At 66.1% G+C, this 25,360-nt stretch carries 27 protein-coding genes and 2 tRNA genes; 11 read left to right on the top strand and 18 right to left on the bottom strand.

The window, feature by feature from the left end; genetic code table 11:
• Window positions 1-3: 3 nt before the first annotated feature.
• From DFR48_RS17480 to DFR48_RS17460, 5 genes are all read right to left on the bottom strand, one after another.
• On the bottom strand, window positions 4-1,038 hold the full coding sequence (locus tag DFR48_RS17480) for a sulfate/molybdate ABC transporter ATP-binding protein (RefSeq protein ID WP_114364496.1): 1,035 nt from the start codon (window positions 1,036-1,038) through the stop codon (window positions 4-6).
• 13 nt (window positions 1,039-1,051) lie between these two features.
• Window positions 1,052-1,924, bottom strand: coding sequence for a sulfate ABC transporter permease subunit CysW (gene cysW, locus DFR48_RS17475; protein ID WP_114364495.1), 873 nt, complete (start codon window positions 1,922-1,924; stop codon window positions 1,052-1,054).
• On the bottom strand, window positions 1,914-2,750 hold the full coding sequence (gene cysT / locus DFR48_RS17470; RefSeq protein ID WP_170141916.1) for a sulfate ABC transporter permease subunit CysT: 837 nt from the start codon (window positions 2,748-2,750) through the stop codon (window positions 1,914-1,916). Before cysT ends, cysW begins: the two co-directional genes overlap by 11 nt.
• A gap of 110 nt (window positions 2,751-2,860) precedes the next feature.
• Window positions 2,861-3,883: a sulfate ABC transporter substrate-binding protein gene (locus tag DFR48_RS17465; protein ID WP_114364493.1), complete on the bottom strand. Its 1,023-nt coding sequence runs from the start codon at window positions 3,881-3,883 to the stop codon at window positions 2,861-2,863.
• A gap of 273 nt (window positions 3,884-4,156) precedes the next feature.
• On the bottom strand, window positions 4,157-4,591 hold the full coding sequence (locus tag DFR48_RS17460) for an RrF2 family transcriptional regulator (RefSeq protein ID WP_114364563.1): 435 nt from the start codon (window positions 4,589-4,591) through the stop codon (window positions 4,157-4,159).
• Window positions 4,592-4,880: 289 nt separating this feature from the next.
• Here DFR48_RS17460 and DFR48_RS17455 point away from each other — a divergent pair, with 289 nt between their 5' ends.
• The 3 genes from DFR48_RS17455 (at window position 4,881) to cysN (ending at window position 8,569) form a co-directional block, all read left to right on the top strand.
• Window positions 4,881-5,633, top strand: coding sequence for a phosphoadenylyl-sulfate reductase (locus tag DFR48_RS17455; protein ID WP_114364492.1), 753 nt, complete (start codon window positions 4,881-4,883; stop codon window positions 5,631-5,633).
• Between the two features lie 203 nt (window positions 5,634-5,836).
• A complete protein-coding gene (gene cysD, locus DFR48_RS17450; protein ID WP_114364491.1) occupies window positions 5,837-6,793 on the top strand; it encodes a sulfate adenylyltransferase subunit CysD in 957 nt (318 codons plus the stop codon).
• A gap of 294 nt (window positions 6,794-7,087) precedes the next feature.
• On the top strand, window positions 7,088-8,569 hold the full coding sequence (cysN, locus tag DFR48_RS17445; protein ID WP_114364490.1) for a sulfate adenylyltransferase subunit CysN: 1,482 nt from the start codon (window positions 7,088-7,090) through the stop codon (window positions 8,567-8,569).
• 140 nt (window positions 8,570-8,709) lie between these two features.
• Here the strand turns inward: cysN and DFR48_RS17440 are convergent, their stop codons facing one another.
• From DFR48_RS17440 to DFR48_RS17415, 7 genes are all read right to left on the bottom strand, one after another.
• Window positions 8,710-9,954 (bottom strand): GGDEF domain-containing protein, encoded by a 1,245-nt coding sequence (locus tag DFR48_RS17440; protein WP_147273554.1) that lies wholly within the window; start codon window positions 9,952-9,954, stop codon window positions 8,710-8,712.
• Between the two features lie 198 nt (window positions 9,955-10,152).
• Complete coding sequence (locus tag DFR48_RS17435) at window positions 10,153-10,410, bottom strand: DUF4167 domain-containing protein (protein ID WP_114364488.1); 258 nt, start codon at window positions 10,408-10,410, stop codon at window positions 10,153-10,155.
• Window positions 10,411-10,491: 81 nt separating this feature from the next.
• A complete protein-coding gene (locus DFR48_RS22015) occupies window positions 10,492-10,668 on the bottom strand; it encodes a hypothetical protein (protein ID WP_170141915.1) in 177 nt (58 codons plus the stop codon).
• Between the two features lie 249 nt (window positions 10,669-10,917).
• Window positions 10,918-11,949, bottom strand: coding sequence for a histone deacetylase family protein (locus DFR48_RS17430; RefSeq protein WP_114364487.1), 1,032 nt, complete (start codon window positions 11,947-11,949; stop codon window positions 10,918-10,920).
• Complete coding sequence (locus DFR48_RS17425) at window positions 11,946-12,476, bottom strand: GNAT family N-acetyltransferase (protein ID WP_114364486.1); 531 nt, start codon at window positions 12,474-12,476, stop codon at window positions 11,946-11,948. The genes DFR48_RS17430 and DFR48_RS17425 overlap by 4 nt, the downstream gene beginning before the upstream one ends.
• A gap of 54 nt (window positions 12,477-12,530) precedes the next feature.
• The gene (gene kce, locus DFR48_RS17420; protein WP_245415641.1) at window positions 12,531-13,481 is read right to left on the bottom strand and encodes a 3,5-dioxohexanoate:acetyl-CoA acetone transferase; all 951 of its coding nucleotides are present in this window, start codon (window positions 13,479-13,481) and stop codon (window positions 12,531-12,533) included.
• Window positions 13,482-13,492: 11 nt separating this feature from the next.
• A complete protein-coding gene (locus tag DFR48_RS17415; protein WP_114364485.1) occupies window positions 13,493-14,857 on the bottom strand; it encodes an aminotransferase family protein in 1,365 nt (454 codons plus the stop codon).
• 127 nt (window positions 14,858-14,984) lie between these two features.
• Between DFR48_RS17415 and DFR48_RS17410 the strand changes: the two genes are divergently transcribed.
• Window positions 14,985-15,941, top strand: a complete 957-nt coding sequence (locus tag DFR48_RS17410; RefSeq protein WP_114364484.1) for a LysR family transcriptional regulator — start codon at window positions 14,985-14,987, stop codon at window positions 15,939-15,941.
• A 22-nt stretch (window positions 15,942-15,963) separates the two neighbouring features.
• On the opposite strand, the gene DFR48_RS17405 is transcribed toward DFR48_RS17410, so the two are convergent.
• Together DFR48_RS17405 and DFR48_RS17400 are read right to left on the bottom strand one after the other, a co-directional pair.
• Window positions 15,964-16,392, bottom strand: a complete 429-nt coding sequence (locus tag DFR48_RS17405) for an acyl-CoA thioesterase (protein WP_114364483.1) — start codon at window positions 16,390-16,392, stop codon at window positions 15,964-15,966.
• Between the two features lie 147 nt (window positions 16,393-16,539).
• Window positions 16,540-16,616, bottom strand: a tRNA-Pro gene (locus tag DFR48_RS17400).
• 321 nt (window positions 16,617-16,937) lie between these two features.
• Between DFR48_RS17400 and DFR48_RS17395 the strand changes: the two genes are divergently transcribed.
• The 4 genes from DFR48_RS17395 (at window position 16,938) to DFR48_RS17375 (ending at window position 18,688) form a co-directional block, all read left to right on the top strand.
• Complete coding sequence (locus DFR48_RS17395) at window positions 16,938-17,336, top strand: hypothetical protein (RefSeq protein WP_114364482.1); 399 nt, start codon at window positions 16,938-16,940, stop codon at window positions 17,334-17,336.
• Between the two features lie 364 nt (window positions 17,337-17,700).
• The gene (locus DFR48_RS17385; protein WP_114364480.1) at window positions 17,701-17,955 is read left to right on the top strand and encodes a hypothetical protein; all 255 of its coding nucleotides are present in this window, start codon (window positions 17,701-17,703) and stop codon (window positions 17,953-17,955) included.
• Between the two features lie 71 nt (window positions 17,956-18,026).
• Window positions 18,027-18,275 (top strand): type II toxin-antitoxin system VapB family antitoxin, encoded by a 249-nt coding sequence (gene vapB / locus DFR48_RS17380; protein ID WP_114364479.1) that lies wholly within the window; start codon window positions 18,027-18,029, stop codon window positions 18,273-18,275.
• Window positions 18,272-18,688, top strand: coding sequence for a type II toxin-antitoxin system VapC family toxin (locus DFR48_RS17375; RefSeq protein ID WP_114364478.1), 417 nt, complete (start codon window positions 18,272-18,274; stop codon window positions 18,686-18,688). Before vapB ends, DFR48_RS17375 begins: the two co-directional genes overlap by 4 nt.
• 46 nt (window positions 18,689-18,734) lie before the next feature.
• On the opposite strand, the gene DFR48_RS17370 is transcribed toward DFR48_RS17375, so the two are convergent.
• A tRNA-Gln gene (locus tag DFR48_RS17370) sits at window positions 18,735-18,809 on the bottom strand.
• Window positions 18,810-19,039: 230 nt separating this feature from the next.
• Here DFR48_RS17370 and DFR48_RS17365 point away from each other — a divergent pair.
• Together DFR48_RS17365 and DFR48_RS17360 are read left to right on the top strand one after the other, a co-directional pair.
• Window positions 19,040-19,336: a cupin domain-containing protein gene (locus DFR48_RS17365; RefSeq protein ID WP_114364477.1), complete on the top strand. Its 297-nt coding sequence runs from the start codon at window positions 19,040-19,042 to the stop codon at window positions 19,334-19,336.
• Complete coding sequence (locus tag DFR48_RS17360; RefSeq protein ID WP_114364476.1) at window positions 19,333-20,262, top strand: MBL fold metallo-hydrolase; 930 nt, start codon at window positions 19,333-19,335, stop codon at window positions 20,260-20,262. Before DFR48_RS17365 ends, DFR48_RS17360 begins: the two co-directional genes overlap by 4 nt.
• Before the next feature lie 15 nt (window positions 20,263-20,277).
• On the opposite strand, the gene DFR48_RS17355 is transcribed toward DFR48_RS17360, so the two are convergent.
• Together DFR48_RS17355 and DFR48_RS17350 are read right to left on the bottom strand one after the other, a co-directional pair.
• Complete coding sequence (locus DFR48_RS17355) at window positions 20,278-21,192, bottom strand: DUF1499 domain-containing protein (protein ID WP_114364475.1); 915 nt, start codon at window positions 21,190-21,192, stop codon at window positions 20,278-20,280.
• Between the two features lie 77 nt (window positions 21,193-21,269).
• Window positions 21,270-22,175 (bottom strand): hypothetical protein, encoded by a 906-nt coding sequence (locus tag DFR48_RS17350; RefSeq protein WP_114364474.1) that lies wholly within the window; start codon window positions 22,173-22,175, stop codon window positions 21,270-21,272.
• 87 nt (window positions 22,176-22,262) lie between these two features.
• Between DFR48_RS17350 and DFR48_RS17345 the strand changes: the two genes are divergently transcribed.
• Window positions 22,263-22,589 (top strand): hypothetical protein, encoded by a 327-nt coding sequence (locus DFR48_RS17345; protein WP_114364473.1) that lies wholly within the window; start codon window positions 22,263-22,265, stop codon window positions 22,587-22,589.
• A gap of 5 nt (window positions 22,590-22,594) precedes the next feature.
• Here the strand turns inward: DFR48_RS17345 and ppdK are convergent, their stop codons facing one another.
• On the bottom strand, window positions 22,595-25,270 hold the full coding sequence (ppdK, locus tag DFR48_RS17340) for a pyruvate, phosphate dikinase (RefSeq protein WP_114364472.1): 2,676 nt from the start codon (window positions 25,268-25,270) through the stop codon (window positions 22,595-22,597).
• Window positions 25,271-25,360: the final 90 nt, after the last annotated feature.

Below are 25,360 nucleotides of genomic sequence, written 5' to 3'. Positions count from 1 at the left end.
GCCCTACCGGAACAGCTTCCAGTGCTGCAGGCGGAAGCGGATATCGCCGCCCACCACAACCTGGGCCTCCAGCGGCACCTCGATCTCGATGTGGTGACCGGTGCCGTCGGTCGAGATGTCGACCTCGGCGATCCGGGTGCCGGCGAGACGCCGGCTCGCGATCACCCGCCCCCGAAGCGCGTCACCGTCCGCGACGGCCTCGACGTCCTGCGGGCGGAAGAAGATGCTGCCGTCACCATCCGGACCAGCGTCGCCGATGCCGATCCTCTTGCCCTCGAAGAGCACGGCGCCATCCTTGACCGAAACCGGCAGGCTGGAGGAATCCCCGATGAAGGAGAAGACGAAGGGGCTGTTCGGGCGGTCGTAGACGTCGTCCGCGGTGCCGACCTGCTCGATCTTCCCCTGGCTCATCACCACCACGCGGTCGGCGAGTTCGAGCGCCTCCTCCTGGTCGTGGGTCACGAAGAACGTCGTGTGGCCGGTGCGCTCGTGGAACTCCTTCAGCCAGCGGCGAAGCTCCTTGCGCACCTTGGCGTCGAGCGCGCCGAAGGGCTCGTCGAGCAGCAGGACGGTGGGTTCGATCGCCATCGCGCGGGCGAGCGCCACGCGCTGGCGCTGGCCGCCGGAAAGCTGGGCGGGATAGCGCTTTTCAAGCCCGGTCAGGTGGACCATGTCGATAAGGTCGGAGACGCGGCGGCGGATTTCGGCGGCCGGCGGGCGGGTGGCGCCCGGGCGCACCTTGAGGCCGAAGGCGACGTTTTCGGCAACCGTCATGTGGCGGAAGAGCGCGTAGTGCTGGAAGACGAAACCGATATGGCGCTCCTGCACGCTCTTCAGCGAGGCATCCTCGTCGCCGAAGAAGATCTGGCCCGCGGTCGGCTGTTCGAGCCCGGCGATCAGGCGCAAAAGCGTCGTCTTGCCGGAGCCGGAGGGGCCGAGGAGCGCGATCAGCTCACCGGAGCCGACGGAGAGCGAAACGTCGTGCAGCGCCGGAAACTGTCCGAATTCCTTGCGGATATTGGTGATGGTGACATCCATGCACTCAGGCCTTTCAATGTTTGCGGCTGGCTGCGATTTCCTCGCCGTAGTGCAGCTCCAGAACGGTCTTGAGCGCGAGCGTGACGAGGGCGAGCAGAGCGAGAAGGGTCGAGACGGCGAAGGCCGCGACGAAATTGTATTCGTTGTAGAGGACCTCGATGTGGAGCGGCATGGTCTCGGTCAGGCCGCGGACATGGCCGGAGACCACCGAGACGGCGCCGAACTCGCCCATCGCGCGGGCGTTGCAGAGCAGCACGCCGTAGAGCAGCCCCCACTTGATGTTCGGGAGCGTCACATAGCGGAAGGTCTGCCAGCCGGTGGCGCCGAGCGAGATTGCCGCCTCCTCGTCGCCCGAGCCCTGCTGTTCCATCAGCGGGATCAGCTCGCGGGCGATGAAGGGGAAGGTGACGAAGACGGTGGCGAGCACGATGCCCGGCACGGCGAAGATGATCTCGACGCCGTGGCTCTTCAGCCAGGGCCCCATGAGGCTCAGGGAACCGAAGAGGAGCACATAGACCAGGCCGGAGATGACCGGCGAGATCGAGAACGGCAGGTCGATGAGCGTCGTCAGGAAGGCCTTGCCGCGAAATTCGAACTTGGCGATCGCCCAGGCGGCGGCAATCCCGAAGACGAGGTTCAGCGGCACGGCGATCGCCGCGACGGTGAGCGTCAGCCGGATCGCCGAGAGCGCGTCGGGCTCGGCAAGGGCGGCGACGAACGCGGACGCGCCCTTGCGGAAGGCCTCGACGAAGACGAGAACGAGCGGCAGCAGCACGACGAGCGCCATGAACAGGACGGCGACGGCGGTGAGCACGACGCGCCAGCCGGCGGTCTCCTCGGCGGCCTCGTGGAAGGCGGTGCGGGTGTCGGCGGGCTTAGCGGACATTGGTGTACCTCCGGCGGCTCCACATCTGCAGAAGATTGATCAGCAGCAGCATTGCGAAGGAGATGATCAGCATAATGCAGGCGATCGAGGTGGCTCCGGCATAGTTGAACTCCTCCAGCCGGATGACGATCAGGAGCGGCGCGATTTCCGACACATAGGGAATGTTGCCGGCAATGAAGATGACGGAACCGTATTCGCCGACGGCACGCGCGAAGGCGAGCGCGAAGCCGGTGAGGATCGCCGGCACGAGGCCCGGCAGGATGACATGGACGATCGTCTGGAAGCGGTTCGCCCCGAGGGTTGCTGCGACCTCCTCGACCTCGCGGTCGATCTCCTGCATGACGGGCTGGACCGTGCGCACGACGAACGGCAGGCCGACGAAGACGAGCGCCACGACGATGCCGAGGGGCGTGAAGGCGATCTTGATGCCGAGCGGCGCAAACAGCGAACCGATCCAGCCCTTCGGCGCGTAGAGCGCGGCGAGCGAGATGCCGGCGACCGCCGTCGGCAGTGCGAACGGCAGGTCGATGATCGCGTCGAGCAGGCGGCGGCCCGGAAAATGATAGCGGACCAGCACCCAGGCGGTGACGACGCCGAAGACGGCGTTGATCGACGCGGCGATGAGCGAGCAGCCGAAGCTCACCTTCAGCGCCTGCAGCGTGCGCTCGTCGAGCGCGATCGCGACGAACTCGTCCCAGCCGAGCGAGGCCGAGCGCCAGACGAGAGCGGCGAGCGGGATCAGGATGATCGCCGTCAGGTAAAAGATCGTATAGCCGAGCGTCAGGCCGAAGCCCGGCAGAATGCTCGGCTGTCGCCAGTTCTTCATGAATGTTCCCGTCATCGCCCCGTCGCGTCTTCTATCATGCCTTCAAATCATTCCGCGGCAAGCCCCGGCCTTCGGAAGGCCGGGGCTTGCCGATTGGGGAGGATCGCCGGTTATCTGGCGGGCTTGTAGATCTGGTCGAAGATGCCGCCATCGCCGAAGTGGGTCGGCTGCGCCTTGGCCCAGCCGCCGAAGATCGGGTCGTCGATCGTGACCAGGTCGAGCTTCGGCAGCGTCGGCTGGTCGGCGGGCACGAGCTCGGGCTTGGCGGGACGGTAGAAGTGCTTGGCGGCGAGCGCCTGGCCTTCGGGCGAATAGAGGTATTCGAGATAGGCCTCGGCGACCTTGCGGGTGCCCTTGGCGTCGACGTTTCCGTCGACGACGGTGACCGGCGGCTCGGCGAGGATCGAGAGCTTCGGCACGACGATGTCGAAGGCATCGTCACCGAATTCCTTGCCGGCGAGATAGGCCTCGTTTTCCCAGGCAATCAGCACGTCACCGATCTCGCGCTGGGCGAAAGTCACGGTCGAACCACGGGCGCCGGTGTCGAGGACCGGTGTGCGGCGGAAGATCTCGCCGACGTATTCGCGGATTTTGGCTTCGTCGCCGCCGAATTCCTTGTGGGCCCAGGCCCAGGCGGCGAGATAGTTCCAGCGGGCGCCGCCCGAGGTCTTCGGGTTCGGGGTGACGATCTGGACATCCCCCTTTACGAGATCACCCCAGTCGTGGATGCCCTTCGGATTGCCCTTGCGGACCAGGAAGACGATCGTCGAGGTATAGGGCGAGGAATTGTTCGGCAGGCGCTTGCGCCAGTCGGACGGGATCTTGCCCGTCGCCTTGGCGATCGCGTCGATGTCGCCTTCGAGCGCCAGCGTCACGACGTCGGCGTCGAGGCCGTCGATGACCGAGCGGGCCTGCTTGCCCGAACCACCGTGGGACTGCTGGACGGTGACGTCTTCGCCGGTCTCGGCCTTCCAGTGCCTGGCGAAGGCGGCGTTGTATTCCTTGTAGAACTCCCGCGTCGGATCATAGGAGACATTCAGCAGCTTCGTGTCGGCAAAGGCCGGGGCGGCCAAGCCGGCCGTCAACGACAGGCCGATCAGAAAACCGCTCAAATGCTTCAGGAATGTGGTCATCACAGCTGTCCCTCTCATGTGATTGCGGTTTAAGACTACTTAGTCAGTAGACTTAGTCAACATGTCCGGAGAGACTCGCAAAAGTCTTTCCCTCCCGCCATTTCCGACGCAAAAGCCGTGCTGCCGAAAGCCGCTCGCGAACGGCAAATCGTCTGCCGCAAGCGCTTCCGGTGAAATGAACGAACGATGCCACCGGTGTTCGGGGGAGGCAATGACGGGGATCAAGAGGGATACCGATGTGCGCGCCGGCACGTCGGCGCGGGCCGTCGACCGTCAGACGGCTTCGGCGATCTCGTCCACGCTCACGCCATCGGCGAGCGTCGCCTCGAACAGGATGCGGCGGGTGGCGTCGGCGACGCGGGCGAAGACGCGGCGGATCTCGCAATCGGCCTCGCCGTTGCAATCCTCACACTTGCGGTAGGCGGTGATCGACAGGCACGGCAGCGGCGCGATCGGCCCGTCGACCAGTCGCAGGACCTCGCCGTAGGTCACCTCGCCCGCGGGCTTCAGGAGCAGGTAGCCGCCCTGCTTGCCCCGGCGGCTGATGACGATGCCGCTGCGCTTCAGCTCGAGCAGGATCTGCTCGAGGAACTTCTTCGGAATGTTCTGCTGTTCGGCGATCTCGGAAATCTGCACGGGCTCACCGGCCGGCGCATGCGCCAGCATCGATAGCGCCCTCAACGCATATTTCGCCCTTTGCGAGATCATCGCATGCCGCTTCCCGTCATCCGCATCCGGCGGCGCGCCGCCTTTCGAAACGCCGGCCTTACGGTCCTCGCGGTCACTAAACCACAATGGCGTAAAATACAATTTCGCCATCAAGATTTGTCAGACCGGGCGAACGGGCGCATGATCACGCCGAGCGGCGGCTTTTCTGCGGATCGTGCCGCGCAGAGAGATATTTGCTCCCGCCTGCGCATCATTCGAAATGCATGTTTCTGTCCGCGCCCGTGAATTCCTGAGATACTGCCGGCAATTAGAACAGCAGGATTGCGAGATGACGACCCGCCACCAGGAAGACCAGGCCCGCAGCCTCGACCAGGAACTCGCCGCCCTCGATCTCGCCGGGCGGCTTGCACTCGTCGGGCAGCTGGGCGGCCGCGCCGTCTTCACCACCAGCCTCGGCATCGAGGATCAGGTGATCACCGCCGTGATCGGCGCCGAGCGCCTGCCGATCGAGGTTTCGACGCTCGAGACCGGCCGTCTCTTTCCCGAGACGGTGGCGCTGATCGCCGAGACGGAAGAGCGCTTTGGCATCGAGATCAGGCGCTTCCATCCCGAACAGGACGACATCGACGCCTATGCGGAAAAATACGGCCTGAACGGCTTCTACGAGAGCGTCGAGGCGCGCCATGCCTGCTGTCACGTGCGCAAGCTGAAGCCGCTCGCCCGTGCGCTCGAAGGGGCCGCCGTCTGGGTGACCGGGCTTCGCCGCGGCCAGTCCGGCAACCGCGCCGCGACGGCCTTTGCCGAATACGACGCCGAGCGCAACCTCATCAAGGTGAACCCGCTCGCCGACTGGTCGATCGAGGAGATCAAGGCCTTCGTCGAGGAACAGGCGGTGCCGGTCAATCCGCTGCACGCCCGCGGTTATCCCTCGATCGGCTGCGAGCCGTGCACCCGGGCGATCAAGCCCGGCGAGCCGGAGCGCGCCGGCCGCTGGTGGTGGGAAAACGACGAGAAGCGCGAATGCGGGCTGCATGTGCCGGAAGCGGCGGAGGCCTCCCCGCTCGCGCAGACACAGGCCTGAACCGAAACAAGGAATTCACCCCCCTCTGTCACTTTGTGACATCTCCCCCTCAAGGGGGGAGATCGGGGCGCCAGACCACCGCCGTACCGCAATCTGGAAACGGCAGCGGGAAGCGATCTCCCCCCTTGAGGGAGAGATGCCCGGCAGGGCAGAGGGGGGTGCCAGAAAATGCCGCCGTCAGCGGCCATAAAGGCAGATAGGCAATGCACGTACATACATCCGAGTTCGATCCGCATTCGAAGGACCCCGTCACCAAGCCGCCGCTCGATCCGCATCTGAAGGCGCTGGAGAACGAGGCGATCCACATCTTCCGCGAGGTCGCGGCAGAGTTCGAAAAGCCGGTCATGCTCTATTCGATCGGCAAGGATTCCTCTGTCCTGCTGCATCTCGCCCGCAAGGCCTTCTATCCCGGCCGCGTGCCCTTCCCGCTGCTGCACGTCAACACCGGCTGGAAGTTCGCGGAAATGATCGCCTTCCGCGACGAGATGGTGGAGCGCTACGACCTCGACTTGATCGAGCACATCAATCCGCGTGGCGCGGCCGAAGGCATCTCGCCCTTCGCCCACGGCTCGGCGCTCTACACCGACATCATGAAGACCGAGGCGCTGCGCCAGGCGCTCGACGCCGGCAAGTATGACGCCGCCTTCGGCGGCGCGCGGCGCGACGAGGAAGCCTCGCGCGCCAAGGAACGCATCTATTCCTTCCGCACGCCGGACCATCGCTGGGACCCGCGCAACCAGCGGCCGGAGCTCTGGAACCTCTACAACGGCATGATCCGCCGCGGCGAGAGCGTGCGCGCCTTCCCGCTCTCCAACTGGACCGAGGTCGACATCTGGCGCTACATCCAGGCGGAGAACATTCCGCTGGTGCCGCTCTACTTTGCCAAGAAGCGCCCCTTCGTCGAGCGCGACGGCATGATGATCCTCGCCGAGGACCCGCGCCTCGAACTGCTGCCCGGCGAAGTCCGCCAGGAAGGCATGATCCGTTTCCGCACGCTCGGCTGCTTCCCGCTGACGGGTGCCATCCGCAGCCACGCGACCACCCTCGAAGACGTGATCGCCGAGCTTGAAATCGCAACCGTGTCCGAGCGTCAGGGCCGGGCCATCGACCGCGACCAGTCGGGATCGATGGAAAAGAAGAAACGCGAAGGATATTTCTGATGGCTTTTTCTTCGCTTACGCGAAGACCCCTCCCCAACTCTCCCCACAAGGGGGAGGGAGAGGAGCCCGCAGCGCTCGCCGCATTCCGTCTCCCCCCTTGTGGGGGAGATGGCGGCAGCCAGAGGGGGTCAAACCTATCGCTCCGCCGCCGACTTTCGTCGCCGGCTTACCCCCCTTTGTCACTTCGTGACATCTCCCCCACAAGGGGGGAGAGCGGGTTCGCCGCTGCCGCCCTGCACACCGTTTATGCACCAGCCGCACAGCGCCTGCTGCCACTGCCCGAAGGTATCTGACATGACCCAGACCGCTACCCTTGCCGTCATAACCGAGGCCCCGCTCGCAGACGCCGCCCCGGCCGTCCGGCGGGACACGCGCCCGCTGCGCCTCATCACCTGCGGCTCGGTGGACGACGGCAAGTCGACGCTGATCGGCCGGCTTCTCTGGGATACCAAAGCGGTCAAGGAAGACCAGGCGGCGACGCTCCACCGCGACTCCGGCAAGCAGAACGACCTCGGCCTGCCCGACTTCGCGCTGCTTCTCGACGGCCTTCAGGCCGAGCGCGAACAGGGGATCACCATCGACGTCGCCTATCGCTACTTCTCCTCGGAGAAGCGCTCCTTCATCGTCGCCGACACCCCCGGCCACGAACAGTATACCCGCAACATGGCGACCGGCGCCTCGACCGCCGATCTCGCCGTGCTGCTCGTCGACGCGCGCGCCGGCCTTCTCGAACAGACCCGCCGGCACGCCACCATCGCCTCGCTGATGGGCATCAAACAGTTCGTGCTGGCAGTCAACAAGATCGACCTCACCGACTACGACAAGGCCGGCTTCGAGCAAATCGCCCACGACTTCAAGGCGCTGGCGCTCTCGCTCGGCGTGCGCCAGGTGACGGCGATCCCGATGTCGGCGCTGAAGGGCGAGAACGTCGTCTATTCCGGCCAGGCGGTAATGCCCTGGTATGACGGCCCGACGCTGATCGAAACGCTCGAGCTTGCGACCCAGCGCTCCAACCAGACGACCGGCTTCCGCCTTCCGGTGCAGCGCGTCTGCCGCCCCGGCGAGAGCTTCCGCGGCTATCAGGGCACGGTCGCCGGCGGTTCGGTGAAGCCCGGCGACAGCGTGGCGATCCTGCCCTCCGGCCAGGTCGCCAACGTCAAGCAGATCGTCACCTTCGACCTCGTGCGCAATGCTGCGGTCTCGGGCGATGCGATTACGCTGGTGCTCGACCGGCAGGTCGACGTCTCGCGCGGCGACCTGATCGTCTCGGTCGATGCGCAGCCGCAGACGGGGCTTGCCTTCGATGCCCAGCTCGTGGCGCTGCAGCCGGAAGGCATCCAGCCCGGCAAGCGCTACTGGCTGAAGGCGGGCGCGCGCCGCCAGCGCGTGCAGGTGCAGCCGGTGAGCCAGCTCGACCTCCACAGCGGCAAGTGGAACCCGGTCGAAAGCCTCTCGATGAACGCCATCGGCAAGGTGCATCTCGCCTTCGACGAGCTGGCGATGTTCGACCCCTACGAGCAGAACCGTGCCACCGGCGCCTTCATCCTGATCGATCCGGACACCAACAACACGGTGGCCGGCGGCATGATCACGGCAAAGCGCGCGGATCTCTCCGGCCTCAATGCCGGCGAGGCGCGGGTGATCCTGTCGCTGCCGGCCGACCTCGCCGACCAGCTGATGGCGACCGAGCTTCTCGCAAGCCGCCGCGACGAGGTCGAAAGCCGCCGGCTGACGACCGCCGCCGCCCGCGATCTCATCGACGGCATCGACGGCTGACAGCCGCACTTGCCGATCGGGGTTCCCGCTCCGATCGGACTTGCCCGCCCGACATGGCGGCACTCTGCACGACGCGGAAGTAACAACTGAGTGAAAATGCGCGCGGCTACGCTCCGCCTCCGGCAGGCGGCGGTTCCGGCTCAGGCGGGACGGGAATTCAGGGTGCGGCCGGCGACGGCGCCCGCCTGGTCGCTGGCACCGCCCCGCCCTGCGGATGCGGCCAGGGCAGCCGGCAGTTGCATGGCGCGGACGCAATTGCGCCCCTCGGCCTTGGCCAGATAGAGCATGGTGTCGGCCGAGGCGAGAAGAAGATCGAGCGGCGCGCGCCCCTCGCCCTTCACCGCCACGCCGATGCTGACGGTGACGGAGAGCGTTCGCCCTTCGAAGGGGATCGCCTGCCGCTCGACCGCCTGTCGGAAGGCATCGGCGACGGCGCGTGCCTGTTCGAGCCTCGCTCCCGGGAGGAGGCAGGCGAACTCCTCGCCGCCGAACCGTGCGACGGCGGCGTTTTCCGGCATGTGCCGCCGCAACAGTTCCGCGAACGTCACCAGTACGCGGTCGCCGGCCAGATGTCCGTCGGTATCGTTGACCTGCTTGAAGTAATCGAGATCGCAGACCAGCATCGCGGCCGCTTCAGCCGGTCGCGCAAGCATCTCCTCCGTCTTCGCGATGAAGGAGCGGCGGTTGTCGAGTCCCGTCAGCGCATCGGTTTCCGCCGCGATCTTGTAGCGGCGCTCGGAGCGGTCCTTGGCGAGCATGGCGACCGAGAACATGCCGAACATGTTGGAGAGCGCCGACAGCAGCGACAGGGTTACGAACCAGGCTGCGTAGTGTTCCTGCGCATCGACCGGAGGCGCCACGAAAAGGGCGAAGGGAATGCGCGCGAGCCAGAGCAGCGCGTGGCCGAGATTGATCGCACAGGCGAGCGGGCGGGACGGCAGCGGCTCGCGGAGCCCGCCGCGATAGACCTCCCAGGCGGCAAGCCCGTTGTAGACGCCGAAGACCATGGCGGCAATGACCGCGCGGAACACCGTCGAGTCCTGGAAGAGCGACAGCGGATAGATGGCAAGGCTCAGGAGCGCACCGGCGAAGACCATGAGGTAGTTCGGCCGGCGGTTGTCGAAGGCCGCAAAGGCGCTCCAGAACAAGCCTATGCCGACGAAGGCGATCGGAAAACCAAGCCCGGTGGAGAGCCAGAAGGGCAGGACGAGGCGGAGCCCGTGCAGGATTGCGCCGACGATTCCCGCGACGCAGGCAAACCCGAGCAAGGCAGAAGCCTTGTTGCTGCGGTCATGCCACCAGATGCCCAGCGATATGACGGCGACGACGAGCGTGCCCAGGGCATAGACGATCATGATGGTCGGAAGATGTAGAAATTGCTCCAATACTGCAATCCGCACTTATGCAAATAAGCGACATTTTGCACATGATGAATGGAAATTCCGTTAAATCCTCGCCTATGACACGGGTAACGGCCTCGAAAATATGGTCCTGACCAGGAAGAAGAAGCGGAACGGTCACGCACTTCGGGGTATTCCGATCAATTCACGATCTGGAATACCCCGGACCGGGATGTCCACGCCTCAGGCGTGGTGGGACTTCTCGGCGGCTGCGGCGGCGATGGCCGCGGCGCTGCGGAAATAGTGTTCGGCGTGCTGGTAGTAGTTTTCCGCTTCGATGCGGTCGCCGGAGCGCGCCGTCTCCTGCGCAAGCGCAAGATAGTGCTCGTAGCGGTCCATCGCGGCCTTGGGCGAAGTCGCCGGGCCGCGCGCGCCGCTATTGCGGGCGCGGTTGCTTGCCTGGCTCTTCTGGCGAGGCGCGCGGGTCTGTCGTTTGCTCATTCTTGGTGTTCAGGCCGGTCTCGCCGGCCTCTCCTTGGTGGAAGATTGGTTATGAATGGATCGGCAGGAAGTGCCGCGCCGTCAGTCGATCTGTTCGGCGACGATCGCGCGCATTTCCTCGCGGCTGAAGCGCACGACTGCCGGTCGCCACAGTGCGGGTCCGGCGATGCGCCTTGCGGCTGCTGTCGCGATCGGCATGCGCCGCGGCGGCGAGACGGCATTCAGGTTCTTGGTTGTCAGTTTTTGTATCTTTTGCATAGGTTTCCTAAGCGGCGGTCCTCAGATCGGACCGGCCGCGATTATTTCTTGGGAAGAGTCTTCAGGCTGCAGGGGAAAGCTCAAGGCTCGTGTTGAGAGCCGATGTCCGATGCGTGCATTCAAGAGGCGCTCTCCCTGGAGCGCCAGCCGCATCAAGCCCGATACCGAACCTATAGATGACTATGCATTGTGTCGGTTTCAAGATGCAGTCGGACGCAACGATGCGAGAAGCGTCCGGCCGCGTGCTGATCAACCGCCGGCGCCTGTCCCGAAGGCGGTGAGGAAGGCGGTAAGATTGTCGGAAAGCGCGTCGCAGAGATAACCGCCCTCCTGGACGATGACGGTCGGCAGGCCGAGGCCGGCGATCGCCTCGCCGATCCTCGAAAAGCCGGGCGTCGTCACCGAAAGCCCGCCGAAGGGATCGCCCTCGAAGGCGTCGAGCCCGAGCGCCACGACGAGCGCATCGGGAGAAAAGGCGCGGATGCGGCGGAAGGCGGCGCCGAGCGCGAGCAGGAACTCCTCGTCGCCGGACTGGCGCGGCAGCGGCAGATTGAGGTTATAGCCGAGCCCGGCACCCTCCCCGCGTTCGTCCGCATGCCCCCAGAAGAACGGATAGAAGCGCACCGGATCGGCATGGAGCGAGATCGTCAGCACGTCGGAGCGGGCATAGAAGATGCCTTGCGTGCCGTTGCCGTGATGGAGGTCGACGTCGAGGATCACGACGCGTGCCGCCGTCCCGCGCAAATGCTGCGCGGCGACCGCCGAATTGTTGACGAAGCAGAAGCCGCCGGCGACATCGGCGAAAGCGTGGTGGCCCGGCGGCCGGCAGAGCGCATAGGCCGCCGGCGCGCCGGCGAGCACCGCCTCTGCCGCCTCCACCGCGCTCCAGGCGCTCCAGCACACGCTCTGCCACGTTTCCGCGGAGATCGGACAGGCGGTATCGGCCATGTGGTAGCCGGCCTGCCCGACGGCGGATGCGGGATAGCGCCCGGTGCGGGCAAGCGGATGGATGTTCGGGATCACCTCCTCCGAGGCGCCGGCAATGCGTTGCCAGCGCTCGAAGATATGCTCCAGGAATTCGAGGTACTCGGGCGTGTGAACGGCGGCGATCGGGCCGAGCCCGTGGGCGCGCGGCCGGACGATCTCGCAGCCGGCGGCCTTCGCGCCAAGGAGCAGGCGTTCAACCCGTTCGGGCTGTTCCGGATTGGGGTGCGGCGCGCCGCTCGACAGGAACATCTTCGGGTCGTGCCGCTTCTGCTCGTCGGCGTAGAAGGCTTTCATCGCATTTCCTCGTGTCGGGTTTCGTCGGGACCGGCGAGCGCCAGGAAGGCCTCGCCATAGGCGCCGTGCTCGCGGTCGGTCTGGAGCCAGGCGAGACCCACGCGCTCGTAGAAGCCGTGAGCGGAGACGTTTTCGGTGTCGACGGCAAGTCGCAGGTAGACGCCGCCGCGTTTTCGCGACCAGGAGGCGACCGCGCGCAGGAGGCTTTCGCCGATCCGCCGGCCGCGGAAACGCTCGTCGACGAAAAGGTCCTGCACGTAGACGCCCGGCCGGCCGAGCCAAGTCGAGAAGATCGGGAAGAACAGGCAGAGCCCGGCGAACTCGCCGTCCACCTCGGCGATCAAGCCGGAAAAGGCCGCCTCCGGGCCGAAGCCGTAGCGGCGAAAATCCTCGGCCGTGCTCCGGATCTTCGCCTGCTGGCCGAGATGACCGGCCAGGCTCAGGATCGCCGCGTGCATCGCTTCGGCATCCTGCGGCTCCGCCGGGCGGATGCGCAGTGCCGCCGCCTCGTTTCCTTCGTCGCTCATGGCCTGCCCGTCCTCTTCATGATGCCGTCGCCGCCGGATGATAGCCGCCATCCGTCAAAAGGCCACCGCATCGGCGCCCTTGAGCCCGAGATGGGCGCGCGCCTCGGCGGGGGTGGCGACCTCGAGCGACAGGGCGTCGAGAACGGTGCGGATGCGCTCGACTTGTTCGGCATTGCTGCGCGCGAGACGGCCGCGGCCGCTGTAGAGGCTGTCCTCCAGCCCGACGCGGACATGGCCGCCCATGGCGGCGGCCATGGTGATCATCGGCATCTGGTGGCGGCCGGCGGCCAGCACCGAGAAGCTGTAGTCCGCGCCGAAGAGCTTGTCGGCGATGCGCTTCATATGGGTGAGGTTTTCCGGGTCGGCGCCGATGCCGCCGAGCACGCCGAAGACGAACTGGATGAACAACCGGCCCGAGACGAGGCCGCGGTCGCGCAGATGGGCGAGCGAGTAGAGATGCCCGACATCGTAGCACTCGAACTCAAAGCGGGTGCCGCATCCCCGACCGAGCCTGTCGAGGATGAACTCCATGTCCTCGAAGGTGTTCTTGAAGATCGTGCCGCGGGTCGCCTCCAGAAGCTGTGGCTCCCAGGCGTGCTTCCATTCCATCGGTTTGTCGAGGGCGGGAAAGAGCGCGAAATTCATCGAACCCATGTTGAAGGAAGCCATCTCGGGGCGCGCATCGAGCGCGGGAGCGAGACGCGCTTCGAGCGCCATCAGCGAGGAGCCTCCGGTCGAGATGTTGACCACCGCGTCGGTCGCCTGCTTGATGCGCGGCAGGAACTGTCGGAAGACCGCCGGATCGGCGCTCGGGCGACCGTTCTCCGGATCACGGGCGTGCAGGTGCAGGATCGCGGCACCGGCCTCGGCAGCGGCGATCGCCTCGGAGGCGATCTCGTCCGGCGTCACCGGCAGGTAGGGCGACATGGTCGGCGTGTGCACCGAACCGGTGACGGCGCAGGTGATGATCACCTTGTTGCGCATGGGGTCGGTCTTCGTGGTCATCGGCCTCTCCTTCAGCGGTTCACGGGCAGGCCGAGTTCGGCGGCGAGCTCGGCGAGCGTGCTTTCGAGGATGCCGACCGTCTCGGCGATCTCTTCCGGCGTGATGATCATCGGCGGGCAGACGAGGAAATGGTCGCCCTCGGTGCCGCCACGGGTGCGCCGCGAATAGATGATGAGGCCGCGCTCATAAGCGATGTCGACCACCCGCTGGTAGGCGTTCATTTCCTTCGGCAGCGGCGCCATCGTCTCGCGGTCGGCAATGAATTCGGCGGCGAGCAGCAGGCCCTTGCCGCGCACGTCACCGATGAAGGGGAAGCGTTCCGCAAGCCCTTCGAGTTCCTGCCGCAGGAGATTGCCGACGCGTGTCGCATTGCCGAGCAGGTCGTGGTTCTCGATCTCGTCGAGGACGGCGAGCCCGGCCGCACAGGCGAGCGGATTGCCGGCATAGGTATAGCCGTGGGCGAAGCCGCCGGCATCGAGTACCGGTTGGACGAGGCGCGAGGGGGCGATCATCGCGCCGAGCGGGCAATAGCCGGCGCCGAGCCCCTTGGAGAGGGCGATCAGGTCCGGGTTGCAGTTCCAGTGGTCGCCGCCGAGATATTTGCCCGTGCGGCCCGCCCCGCTCATCACCTCGTCGTGGATCAGCAGGATGCCGTAGCGGTCGCAGATCTCGCGGATGCGCGGATAGTAGCTGTCGGGCGCGGTGAGCGCGCCGGTCGAGGCGCCGCCGATCGGCTCCATGATGAAGGCGAGCACGCTTTCCGGGCCTTCGGCGAGGACCTTCTCCTCCAGCATGTCGGCATATTTCAGCCCGCGCTCCTCCATCGAGAGGTTGTCGCGGTCGAGATAGGCGGTCGGCGCCTTGATCTTCGGCATCGCCTGCATCATCGGCAGGAAGGGGGCGGTCAGTGCATCATAGCCAGTGACGGCGAGCGCCCCGAGCGTCGAGCCGTGATAGGAGGGGAAGCGCGAGATCACCTTGTAGCGGCTCGCCTGCCCGACGGCCACGGCCCACTGGCGGGCGAGCTTCAGGCAGGATTCCACCGCCTCCGATCCGCCGGAGACGAAGAAGACCTTGTCCATGCCCTCCGGCATCAGGCCGGCGAGGCGGCGGGCCAGTTCCTCGGCCGGCTCGTTCTCGAAATGCAGGCGGTAGGCGAAGGTCACCTTGTCCATCTGCCGCTTCATCGCCTCGAGGACGCGGGGATTGCCATGGCCGATGTTGACGACCATCGCGCCGCTCGACCCGTCGATGACCTTCCGGCCGGTCTCATCCCAGATGTAGATGCCCTCGGCGTGGCTCGCGAGCGGCCGGCGCAGGCGGCTCTGGTAGAAGAGGTGAGAGGCCGGGCGTCCGGCGGCGGGCTGGTTCGGCATGGGCGTTCCTGTCGGTGGGCGGGACCGGCGGCCGGCAGAGCCACGGTCGGCAGGCACGCATGATTGTCCTTGCCGATGTATTCCGCAAATAGATAATGCAAATGAACATTATAGCTCTGGAGAATGTATGCCGCCCCGCGCCGACAAGCTGGTCTTCGACCTCGACTGGAACCTGCTGCGCACCTTCGTCGTGATTGCCGAGGGCAAGAGCATCACCCGTGCGGCCGAGCGGCTGGCGCTGAAGCAGCCGAGCGTCAGCAACGCGCTGAAGCGACTCGAAGACCGGATCGGGACGCGGCTCGTCGACCGCGACGCCACCCGCTTCGAACTCACCGAGGCAGGCCTGATGCTCTACGAGCAGGCGGTGGAGGTGTTCGGCACGATCTCGCAGCTTCCCGACCTGATGCACGGCATGACCGGGGCGGTAACCGGGCACGTGTCGATCGCGCTTGCGAGCCACGTCGTCTCGCCGATCTTCGACCGGGCACTTTCGGGCTTCCACAGGGCCCATCCGCGGGCGAACCTCACCATCTCGGTCGCCGAGAGCCTGGAGGTGGTGCAGCGGGTGCGCGAGCGGCGCGCCTCCTTCGGCATCTGCCTCATGCGCGAGCGCGATCCGGCGCTTTCCTACACCATGGTCTATCGCGAGCATTTCGGCTTCTTCTGCGGCCCCGGCCACCGGCTCTACGGCCGCGAGGAGCTGACGCTCGCCGACCTGCGCGAGGAATCCTCGGTGTCCTTCCAGACCGACAACATCTCCGATGCGCTGCGGCCCGTGGCGCTGCTGCGCAGCGAGGCGAAGCTGCGCGGCAACGTCGTCGGCACCTCCTCGAGCCTCGAAGAGGTGCGCCGGATGATCGTCGCGGGCCTCGGCATCGGGCCGCTGCCGCTGCATGTCGCGCGCCGCGACGTCGACGATGGTTTTCTCTGGCGGCTGCCGCCCTACGACAATCCGCCGGCTGTCGACATCTATCTCGTCACCAATCCGGAAAAGCGGATGAACCGGGCGGAAAAGGCGCTCGTCGACGCACTGGAGGCCGAGATCGCCGCGACGCCGGTCGAGGCGCGCATCTACGGACCGTGAATGGCCGAAACCCTGCCGGAGGTCAGCCGGCATCCTCCACCATGAGCGCCTCAGCACGGGCGCGGGCGGCCGGATCGAGCGCGATCGCAGCGCGGGCGACGAGGTCGAAGCGGGCGCTGACGGTGCGGGCACGGGCATGGAGCACGCCGTCGAGGCTGCCCCGCATCTCCTGCACGAAGGTGATCGAGGAACGGCCGACCTTCACCACGTGCGAGCGGATGGTCAGAAGCGCGCCGGGCGTCGTCTCGTGCTTGTATTCGATCTCGGTGCGGACATCCGCCCAGCCCTTGCCCGTATCATCGGCCGCTTCCGCCCCGGCGATATGGCCGAGAAGCTGGAAGCTCGCATCGTCGAACATCGCCGCATAATGGCGGACGTTCATGTGGCCCATGGTGTCGCACATCCACGGATGCGCAACGCCGACGAAAGTGACGATGGAACGCTCGGTCATGATTGTCTCTCCCCCGGTGCCTTGGCCTCCCCCGCGCTTAGCGGAGCAAGGGCGCGGCTGTAAAGCGGCAAGGTGCGGCGGATGGTGAGGACGGGAGGAAAACCGGCCCCGGAAATGAAAAAAGCCCGCTTCCGCGGGCTTTTCGGCTGGTCGGAGTGGCGTGATTCGAACACGCGACCCCCACGTCCCGAACGTGGTGCGCTACCAGACTGCGCTACACTCCGTGACCAGCGGCGCCTCTATAGACCAGCCGTTTTTGTTGCACAAGCAGTGTTTTGAAAAAAGCGCCGGGGCAATGCGAAAAAATTGTGACGGCCCGCCGCGACTTCCGGAACGACGCGCGGCGGCAGGCGCCCGGAGCCCTTGTTTTGCAGGGGGAGCGTGGCAGGAGAGATACAGACGAGAAAATAAACCGGCCGGCGCATGGAACCGATTTTCTCCGCAGGCAATTGGAGATAAAGCCGCCAGAGGTGAGGTCTGCCGGTGCGGGGGCTGCGCAGAGGCGCGGCCGCCGGCCCCACCGATCGAAGCGAAGGACGGGACAGATGAATTTCCGCGTGATTACAGTGGCTGGCCTCGCGCTGGCCCTTGCCGCATGCACGACAACAGGGGTCGCCAGAAACAGCGTCGAGGCGCGCTGGAACGGGAAGCAGGCCGGCGCCTTCTTCGCCAAGTTCGGCCCGCCGATCAGCGACACGGCCGCCGGCGGCAACACGCTCTACAGCTGGCGCGGTGGCTACAAGACCCGCGTGGTGCCGGCGGTCTATGAAGACCTCAACGGCAAGAAGGGCAAGCTGCTGCAGAGCGCCCGCACTGAATACCTGCGCTGCGAAGTGCAGCTCACGGTCTCCCCGGATTACGTCATCCGTGGCATCCGTACCGTGGTCGACAAGCGCGGCGCCGACGGCAAGAGCTATTGCGAGGAATTCCTGGGCGCCGAATGACGGCGGCGTCGATGGATATGATCCGGAACGGGCTCCTTCGCGGGGCCCGTTTTCGTTTTCGGCCTGTGTTTGCAAGGAGGACGTCGGCTGGGCGGGAAGAATGTGGGCCGAACGGGCGATCAGGGAAGATCGAAGAGCCTCGCTACGCACTACCAATCGCGAGGCAAGGTCCTTATAGCCGCGCCAAGGTTAATTTTTGCCTTATTCAGCAAATGCTTATCGTCAAGAATGCGACGGCCGCCGGAGCGACGCGCATGGCGGCAAAGACCGCCGACTTCTGGGAATCCGCGGGCTCTCACCCCCAAAAGTCGGGGATTTTCTTGACTTTGTTCATGCTATGTTCCATGTTTTCCATGCAATGACCATGACGTTCGACACCCTCGGCAAGGCCGCCCTCCACCAGATGCTCGTCACCGCAACCTGCCGGCGCTGCGGTCGCCAAGCGAAATTTGTCGCCGAAGACCTCGCCCGCGTCTACGGCAGTGGCCGAGACCCGCACACCCTGCCCTTCAAATGCACCACCTGCGATGCCAAGGACTGCGAAGTCCGGCTGATGGGCCTGCCCTTCGACCGCAAGCCCGACACCATCATCTGGCGGCCGACGAAGGGGCGGAGGTAGGGACAATCACAGCACAATTTTGACATATGCCTGACATATGTTATTATTAAATTGTTGGCAGGAGACCTTCCATGCGTACCGTTTCCGTATTCCGCAACAACCGGAACCAGGCAATCCGCCTGCCGAAGGATTTCGAGTTTCCGGGGGTGAGTGAACTCACCATAGAAAAACAGGGCGACACGATCGTGCTGCGTCCCGTCCGTCCGAGCTGGACCTCCTTCCGTAACGAGCCGCCGGCGGACGCCGACTTCCTACGCGATCGCCCCGACCTGATCGAGGAGGGGCGCTTCTCTCTGGATGAAGACGAGTCCGGCAAATGAGCATCGTCTATATGCTCGACACCAATATCTGCTCGTTCATCATGCGCGAGCGCCCGGCCTCGGTACTCGAACGGCTTCAGGCTGCCGTCGAGGCGCAGAACAGCATCGTAATCTCGGTCATCACCTATTACGAGATGCTGCTCGGCACGATCGGCCGGAACGCTTCGGCCAGACACGGACCACTCGTCGAGGCGTTTGTCTCGCGCCTGTCCGCCATTTTGCCCTGGGAACGTGGTGCTGCAGAGGAAGCCATGCGCATCCGCAAGGATCTGGAGAGCAGGGGAACCCCGATCGGCGGCAACGACACGATGATCGCCGGACATGCGCTCGCCGCGGAATGCGTGCTGGTGACGAATAACATGCGCGAGTTTTCGCGTGTCACGAGACTGCGTGTTGAGGACTGGGCCGTCTGAGGCCGTCTCGCGAGATGCCAGGCTGCTTTAAGGGAAACTAGAGAATTGGCTGGGGCGCCTGGATTCGAACCAGGGGATGGCGGTACCAAAAACCGCTGCCTTACCGCTTGGCTACGCCCCAACACGTGCGGATCGTCTCGGCGGGGAGGAGGGCTCCGTCGCCGGCCGTTGCCCCTTAGCAAAAGCGGCATGGCGGGGCAACGGTTTCGTGACAAAAAACTGATCGCCCGGCCCGGCGGCTTCCCATATCAGCAGTCCTCATCGCCCGCATCCGAATTTTTCATTGGACGCGGCGCTCCCACCCCTTAGGGTCCGATCGAGACTTCACCGCATCCGAACGAGGAGTGCCCGATGCCCGGCTTTTCCGCCCGCCCGCCTGCCCTGCCGACGATCCTTCTCGACGATGCAGTCGTGCGCGTCACCCGCTGGGATTTCGAGCCCGGCGCGGCGACAGGCCATCACGTGCATGGCCTCGGCTATGTGGTGGTGCCGATGACCGATTGCCACTTTCTCATCGAGGACGCCGCCGGCGAGCGGCGGGTGACGAGCCGGGCCGGCGAGGTCTATCGCCGCGAGGCGGGCGTCGAGCATAATGTCGTCAACGGCGGCGATGCGCCGATGTCCTTCATCGAGATCGAGTACAAATGAGCGAGCCGCGCACCGCGCCGAAGAGCCCCGAATTCGACCTTGCCTTCGAGCCGGCCCACGGCCGGGCGGTGCCAGTCGCGGCCGGCGTGGAGCGGATCACCGTCAACAATCCCGGCCCCTTCACCTTCCACGGCACGAATACCTACATCGTCGGCCGTGGTTCTGTCGCGGTGATCGACCCCGGCCCCGACGACGACGCGCATTTTTCCGCGCTGATGCAGGCGCTCGAGGGCCGCGAGGTCACCCATATCGCCGTCAGCCACACCCACAAGGACCACTCGTCGCTCGCAAGGCGGCTGAAGGCGGCGACCGGGGCGACAATCGTCGCCGAAGGGCCGCACCGCGCGGCACGGCCTCTCCATGCCGGCGAGACCAACCCCTTCGCGGAGAGTTCCGACATGGAATTTTCCCCCGACATCGCGCTCGCCGACGGCGACAGGGTCGAGGGCGATGGCTGGACGCTTTCGGCGATCGCGACCCCCGGCCACACCGCCAACCATCTCGCCTTCGCGCTCGAAGAGAGCGGCATCGTCTTTTCCGCCGATCATGTGATGGCCTGGGCGACGAGCATCGTCGCGCCGCCCGACGGCGCCATGGGCGACTACATGGCCTCGCTCGAAAGACTGCTGTCGCGCGACGACCGCATCTACTTTCCCGGCCATGGCGGGCCGGTGAAGGACCCGTCGGCCTTCCTGCGCGGGCTCCGCACACACCGGAGGATGCGCGAGCGCGCCGTGCTCGAACGCATCCGGGCGGGCGACCGGCTGATCCCCGACATGGTGAAGGCAATCTACCGCGACACCGATCCGCGGCTTCACGGTGCAGCCGCGCTTTCCGTGCTCGCGCATATCGAGGATCTCGTCGAGAAGGGAATCGTCGCGACCGAGGGCCCACCGCGGCTCACCGGCGTCTACACGATCGCCTGAGGTGAAACTGCGCCGTCAGTCGCCGGCCACCCCCAGAAGCTCGGCATCGAGTTCGTGGAGGTAATGTTCGGCGATCAGGTCGCCGATGCCGAGATCATGCGGGCCGTAGCGGCTGGAGACGCGGATGTCGACCAGCGTCGTCTCGGCCTCCTCCCGCAGCCTGACCATCATGTCGAAGGCAAGGCCGAGCACCAGCGTGCGCGTCTCCGCCTGGACGCGCGCAGTGCCGACAGGCTCCGGCGGCTCGGCGACGGCAAGCTCCTGCGGCGCGGGCCGCGGCAGCGGCACCGGACCGACGTCCGGGATCGTCTCTGCCGGCGCCGTGGCCTGCGCATCCCTGCCCTGCGGCAGCGGCGCGAGCTCCGGCTCGAGAAGCTCGTGGCCGCGCGACGCCGTCACGGTGAGGCCGGTGAGCTCGGCGACCTTCAGCACCGCCTGGTGGACGCGGTCGAGCGCGCCTTCGTAGCGTCGCCCGGTGAGGCCGGGATAGGCGCCCGCCTGCGCCTGCCGCATCGCCGGCGTGACCGGCGGGCGTTCGAGCCATTGCTGCTTCGCCGCCGGCACCGTGATCCATGCCGGTGGGTCGACGGGATCGGTCGAGACGTCGTAGAGCATCGGCCGCGTCATGTACTGGAAGGCGGAAAAGCCGACGAGGCCGAGCGGCAGCGCGGCATAGAGGAGCGCCTTCGCCGCCGCGACACCGCCGAGCGCCCCCACCTTCCAGAGCCGCCAGAGGCCGAAGAGCGCGAGCGGCACGGCAAGGGCGGCAGGAACCGCCGAAGCAAGCACGAGCGCCACGAAATCCGGCGTGGTGAGCGGCCCGAAGCGGTGGAGAAGGACGACGAGGACGAGAAGGATGGCGGCCGCACGCCCGAGCCGTCGCGCCAGAAAGGCCGAACGGGAGACGGGCCGGTCATAGCGAATGGTCATCGATGCGTCACCGGCGCTCGCGAGTTCGGATCAGGTGCTTCCTGTTTATCCTCTCGCCCGGCGGGCGACAAGCGCAGTCAGGGCCGTGACGTATCACCCCCTGGGCCCCCGTCCATCTGGCTGCCGTCGTCGAGCGGCAGTTCCTCGCCGTTCAGGGTCGGCGCCGAGCCGTCGTCGGGGATGATGAGTTGCAGGTCGCCCGGCGGCGCCGGAGGCGCGGCATTTTCCGGTTGCGGCATGTAGAGCGAGCCGAGGACGATGAAGCCGATGACCACGAGCCAGCTTCCGACGATGCGCGAGGGGATCACGAGCCAGGGGCCGCGGAACTGTCGCAGCAGAAGCGCGGGTGCCACGACGAGCCAGAGCGCACAGAGCACCGTGCCGGTGGTGAAATCGAGAATGCCGATGCCGAGATCGTCGAGGCCGACGAAGAGCGAGAAGGAGAAGGCGACGATCGCCGCCGCGACAGCCGCAGCAAGGACGGCCCATCGTCCCGGCACCCAGAGTGCCGCCCCGGTGGAGATCACCGCGGCCGGCGCCACGAGATAGAGCACCTCGCCGAGCGGCGAGGCCATGATCCCGCGGAAGATCGGATCGAAGAAGGAGAGCATCACCACCAGAACGGCGAGGAAGGTGAGAAAGATGATGCGCATCCCGCGCGCGCTCGGCGCGACGGCGGCGGCGACCGCAAGGCCGAGCATCGCCAGCACGAGATCGTAGACCGAAAGCGTGAAGAGGAAGCCGAGCTCCAGGAAGCCGTAGTCGTGAGTGATCGCCTGCGAAAGGCCGAGCGCCACGAAGCCGAGGAGGACGAGCCCGAGCGACCAGCGGAAACCGGCGGTGCGGGTTCTGGCGCGGATCGCAGCAAGGCCGGTGCTCGGCGCCTCGACGAGGGGAAGACCCTGGCGCTGCCTGCGGCGGCGCTCGGCACGCGACAGTGCCGGTTTGGCGTCGCCCGTTGCGCCATGCGTTTTCGAGACCATGCGTCGCCTTGTCCCTTGGACCGGTGTGGAGAATTGTCCATAAATGATGCCGAGGTCATCATTCAAGACCGATGAAAGACGAGAGCGATGAGATCGATCCTGATGCTGAACGCCGTTACCCGGCGCGAGCGCAACGCGGCCACCAGCTTCGTCTTCGACAGCATAAACGCCCGTGGTGGCTGGGTCGATGACGTTCACATGTATTCCAACAAGATGACCAACATCCGGTTCGTGCTGGAGGCCAGGGAGATCGAGCCTTTCCTGGCCGCGCTCTCGGACTACGGCATCCGCCTCGACGCCCCGGCCGAGCGGTTCGCGCCGGACGACCACACGGAGAGGAAGGCAACCCTTCAGCTCAGCTTCGTTCACGACGAACCGGATCTGAGGCGCGAAATCCCCGCCGTTCCGGGCTGACGCAATCAGCCCCTTCGGCCGTTGGCCTTGATCGCCGCCTGCGCGGCGGAGAGTCTGGCGATAGGCACGCGGAAGGGCGAGCAGGAGACGTAGTCGAGGCCGGCGCCTTCGCAGAAGTGGATCGAGGCCGGGTCGCCGCCGTGCTCGCCGCAGATGCCGAGCTTCATGTCGGGCCGGGTCTGGCGGCCGCGCTCGGCGGCAATCCGGATCAGTTCGCCCACACCGTCGAAATCGAGCGAGATGAAGGGGTCGTGCTCGATGATGCCCTTGCGCTGGTAGGTGGCGATGAAGGACGAGGCGTCGTCGCGCGAGATCCCGAAGGTCGTCTGCGTCAGGTCGTTGGTGCCGAAGGAAAAGAACTCCGCCACCTCGGCGATGACATGGGCGCGCAGGGCAGCGCGCGGCAGCTCGATCATCGTGCCGACGAGATAGCCGATCTGCAGGCCGGCCTCGGTCATCACCTCCCGGGCGACGCGGTCGATCGAGGCCTTCACGTAGTCGAGCTCGGACTTCAGGCCGACGAGCGGCACCATGATCTCCGGCACGACGGCGGCACCCGTCTCGCGGGCGGCCTCGATCGCGGCCTCGAAGATTGCACGCGCCTGCATCTCGGCGATCTCGGGATAGGAGATCGCAAGGCGGCAACCGCGATGGCCGAGCATGGGGTTGAACTCGTGCAGCGCGTCGACCCGCTGGCGCAGGACCTGCGGCTCGAGGCCCATGGCGTCCGCGACCTCGGCGATCTCCTCGTCGGTCTTCGGCAGAAATTCGTGCAGCGGCGGATCGAGGAGACGGATCGTCACCGGCAACCCGTGCATGATCTCGAACAGCTCGGTGAAGTCGGAACGCTGCATCGGCAGGAGCTTGGCGAGTGCGCGGCGGCGGCCCTCCTCGTCGGCGGCGAGGATCATCTCGCGCATCACCTGGATGCGCATGCCCTCGAAGAACATGTGCTCGGTGCGGCAGAGGCCGATGCCTTCCGCGCCGAAGGAGCGCGCCGCGCGCGCATCGGTCGGCGTATCGGCATTGGTGCGCACCGTCATGCGCCGGGTGCGGTCGGCCCAGTCCATGAGCTGGGCGAAATCGCCGGAAAGCTCCGGCTGCAGCATCGGCACCCGGCCCTTCAGCACCTGACCGGTGGAGCCGTCGATGGTGATGACGTCGCCCTTTCCGAGCGTCACGCCGGCGCCGATCAGCACCTCGTTGCGCAGGTCGACGCGCAGGTTGCCGGCGCCCGCGACGCACGGGATGCCCATGCCGCGGGCGACCACCGCCGCGTGGCTGGTCATGCCGCCGCGGGTGGTCAGGATGCCTTCGGCCGCATGCATGCCGTGAATGTCTTCCGGGCTCGTCTCGACGCGGACGAGGATCACCTTGCGGCCCTCCTCCTCGGCGGCGACCGCCTCTTCCGCCGTGAAGACGATCTCGCCGGTCGCGGCCCCCGGCGATGCCGGGAGGCCGGAGCCGATGACGTCGCGCTCGACGCGCGGATCGATCGTCGGGTGCAAGAGCTGATCGAGCGAGGACGGCTCGATGCGCATCACCGCCTCTTCCTCGCCGATCAGCCCTTCGGCCGCCATGTCGACGGCGATCTTCATCGCCGCCTTCGTCGTGCGCTTGCCGGAGCGGGCCTGCAGCATCCACAGCTTGCCGCGCTCGATGGTGAATTCGAGGTCCTGCATGTCGCGGTAGTGCGATTCGAGCTTGTCGCAGATCGAGCGGAACTCGGCGAAGGCCTCGGGCATCACCTTCTCGAGCGAGGGCCGGTCGGAGCCGGATTCGATCCGCGCCGCCTCGGTGATCGACTGCGGGGTGCGGATGCCGGCGACGACGTCCTCGCCCTGGGCATTGACCAGGAACTCGCCGTAGAGCGCCTTCTCGCCGGTCGAGGGATTGCGGGTGAAGGCGACGCCGGTCGCAGACGTCGAACCGAGATTGCCGAAGACCATGGCCTGGACGGTGACGGCGGTGCCCCATTCGGCGGGGATGGCGTGCAGGTGGCGATAGGTGATCGCCCGCGGGTTCATCCAGCTCGAAAAGACGGCGCCGATCGCGCCCCAGAGCTGGACCAGCGGATCCTGCGGGAAGGGCTCGCCGAGCTCGTCTTCGATCAGCGCCTTGTAGAGGCCGACGACATGCTGCCATTCGACGGCGGAGAGGTCGGTGTCGAGGTCGTGGCCGAGGCGGGCCTTCTCGTCTTCGAGGATCTCCTCGAAGGCCTCGTGGCCGAGGCCCATGACGACGTCGCCGTACATCTGGATGAAGCGGCGGTAGCTGTCCCAGGCAAAGCGCGCGTCGCCGGCATTGTGGCCGAGCGCCTCGACGGTCTCGTCGTTGAGGCCCAGATTCAGGACCGTGTCCATCATGCCGGGCATGGAGGTGCGGGCGCCGGAGCGGACGGAGAGCAGCAGCGGATTGGTGGTATCGCCGAAGCCGCGGCCAGTGATCTCCTCCATGCCCTTCAGGCCGGCGAGCACCTGGGTCTTCATCGCGTCCGGAAGGGTGCGGCCGTTGTCATAATAATAGGAGCAGACGTCGGTGACGATGGTGAGGCCGGGCGGCACCGGCAGGCCGAGGCTCGCCATCTCCGCAAGGTTCGCGCCCTTGCCGCCGAGATGCTCGCGATCGCCCGCGCGACCTTCGGCCTTTCCGTCACCGAAGGTATAGACCCACTTCCTCATGCCCTCTCTCCACCCATAGGCTTTTTCCATCATTTACAGCAATCTAGCCGGATTGGAAACGCCGCCGCCTGCAACTTATGTTGCATTGCA

This window comes from Ciceribacter lividus (genome assembly GCF_003337715.1).
Taxonomy (GTDB): Bacteria; Pseudomonadota; Alphaproteobacteria; order Rhizobiales; family Rhizobiaceae; genus Allorhizobium; species Allorhizobium lividum.
This window is presented reverse-complemented; position numbering and strand designations above follow the sequence as displayed.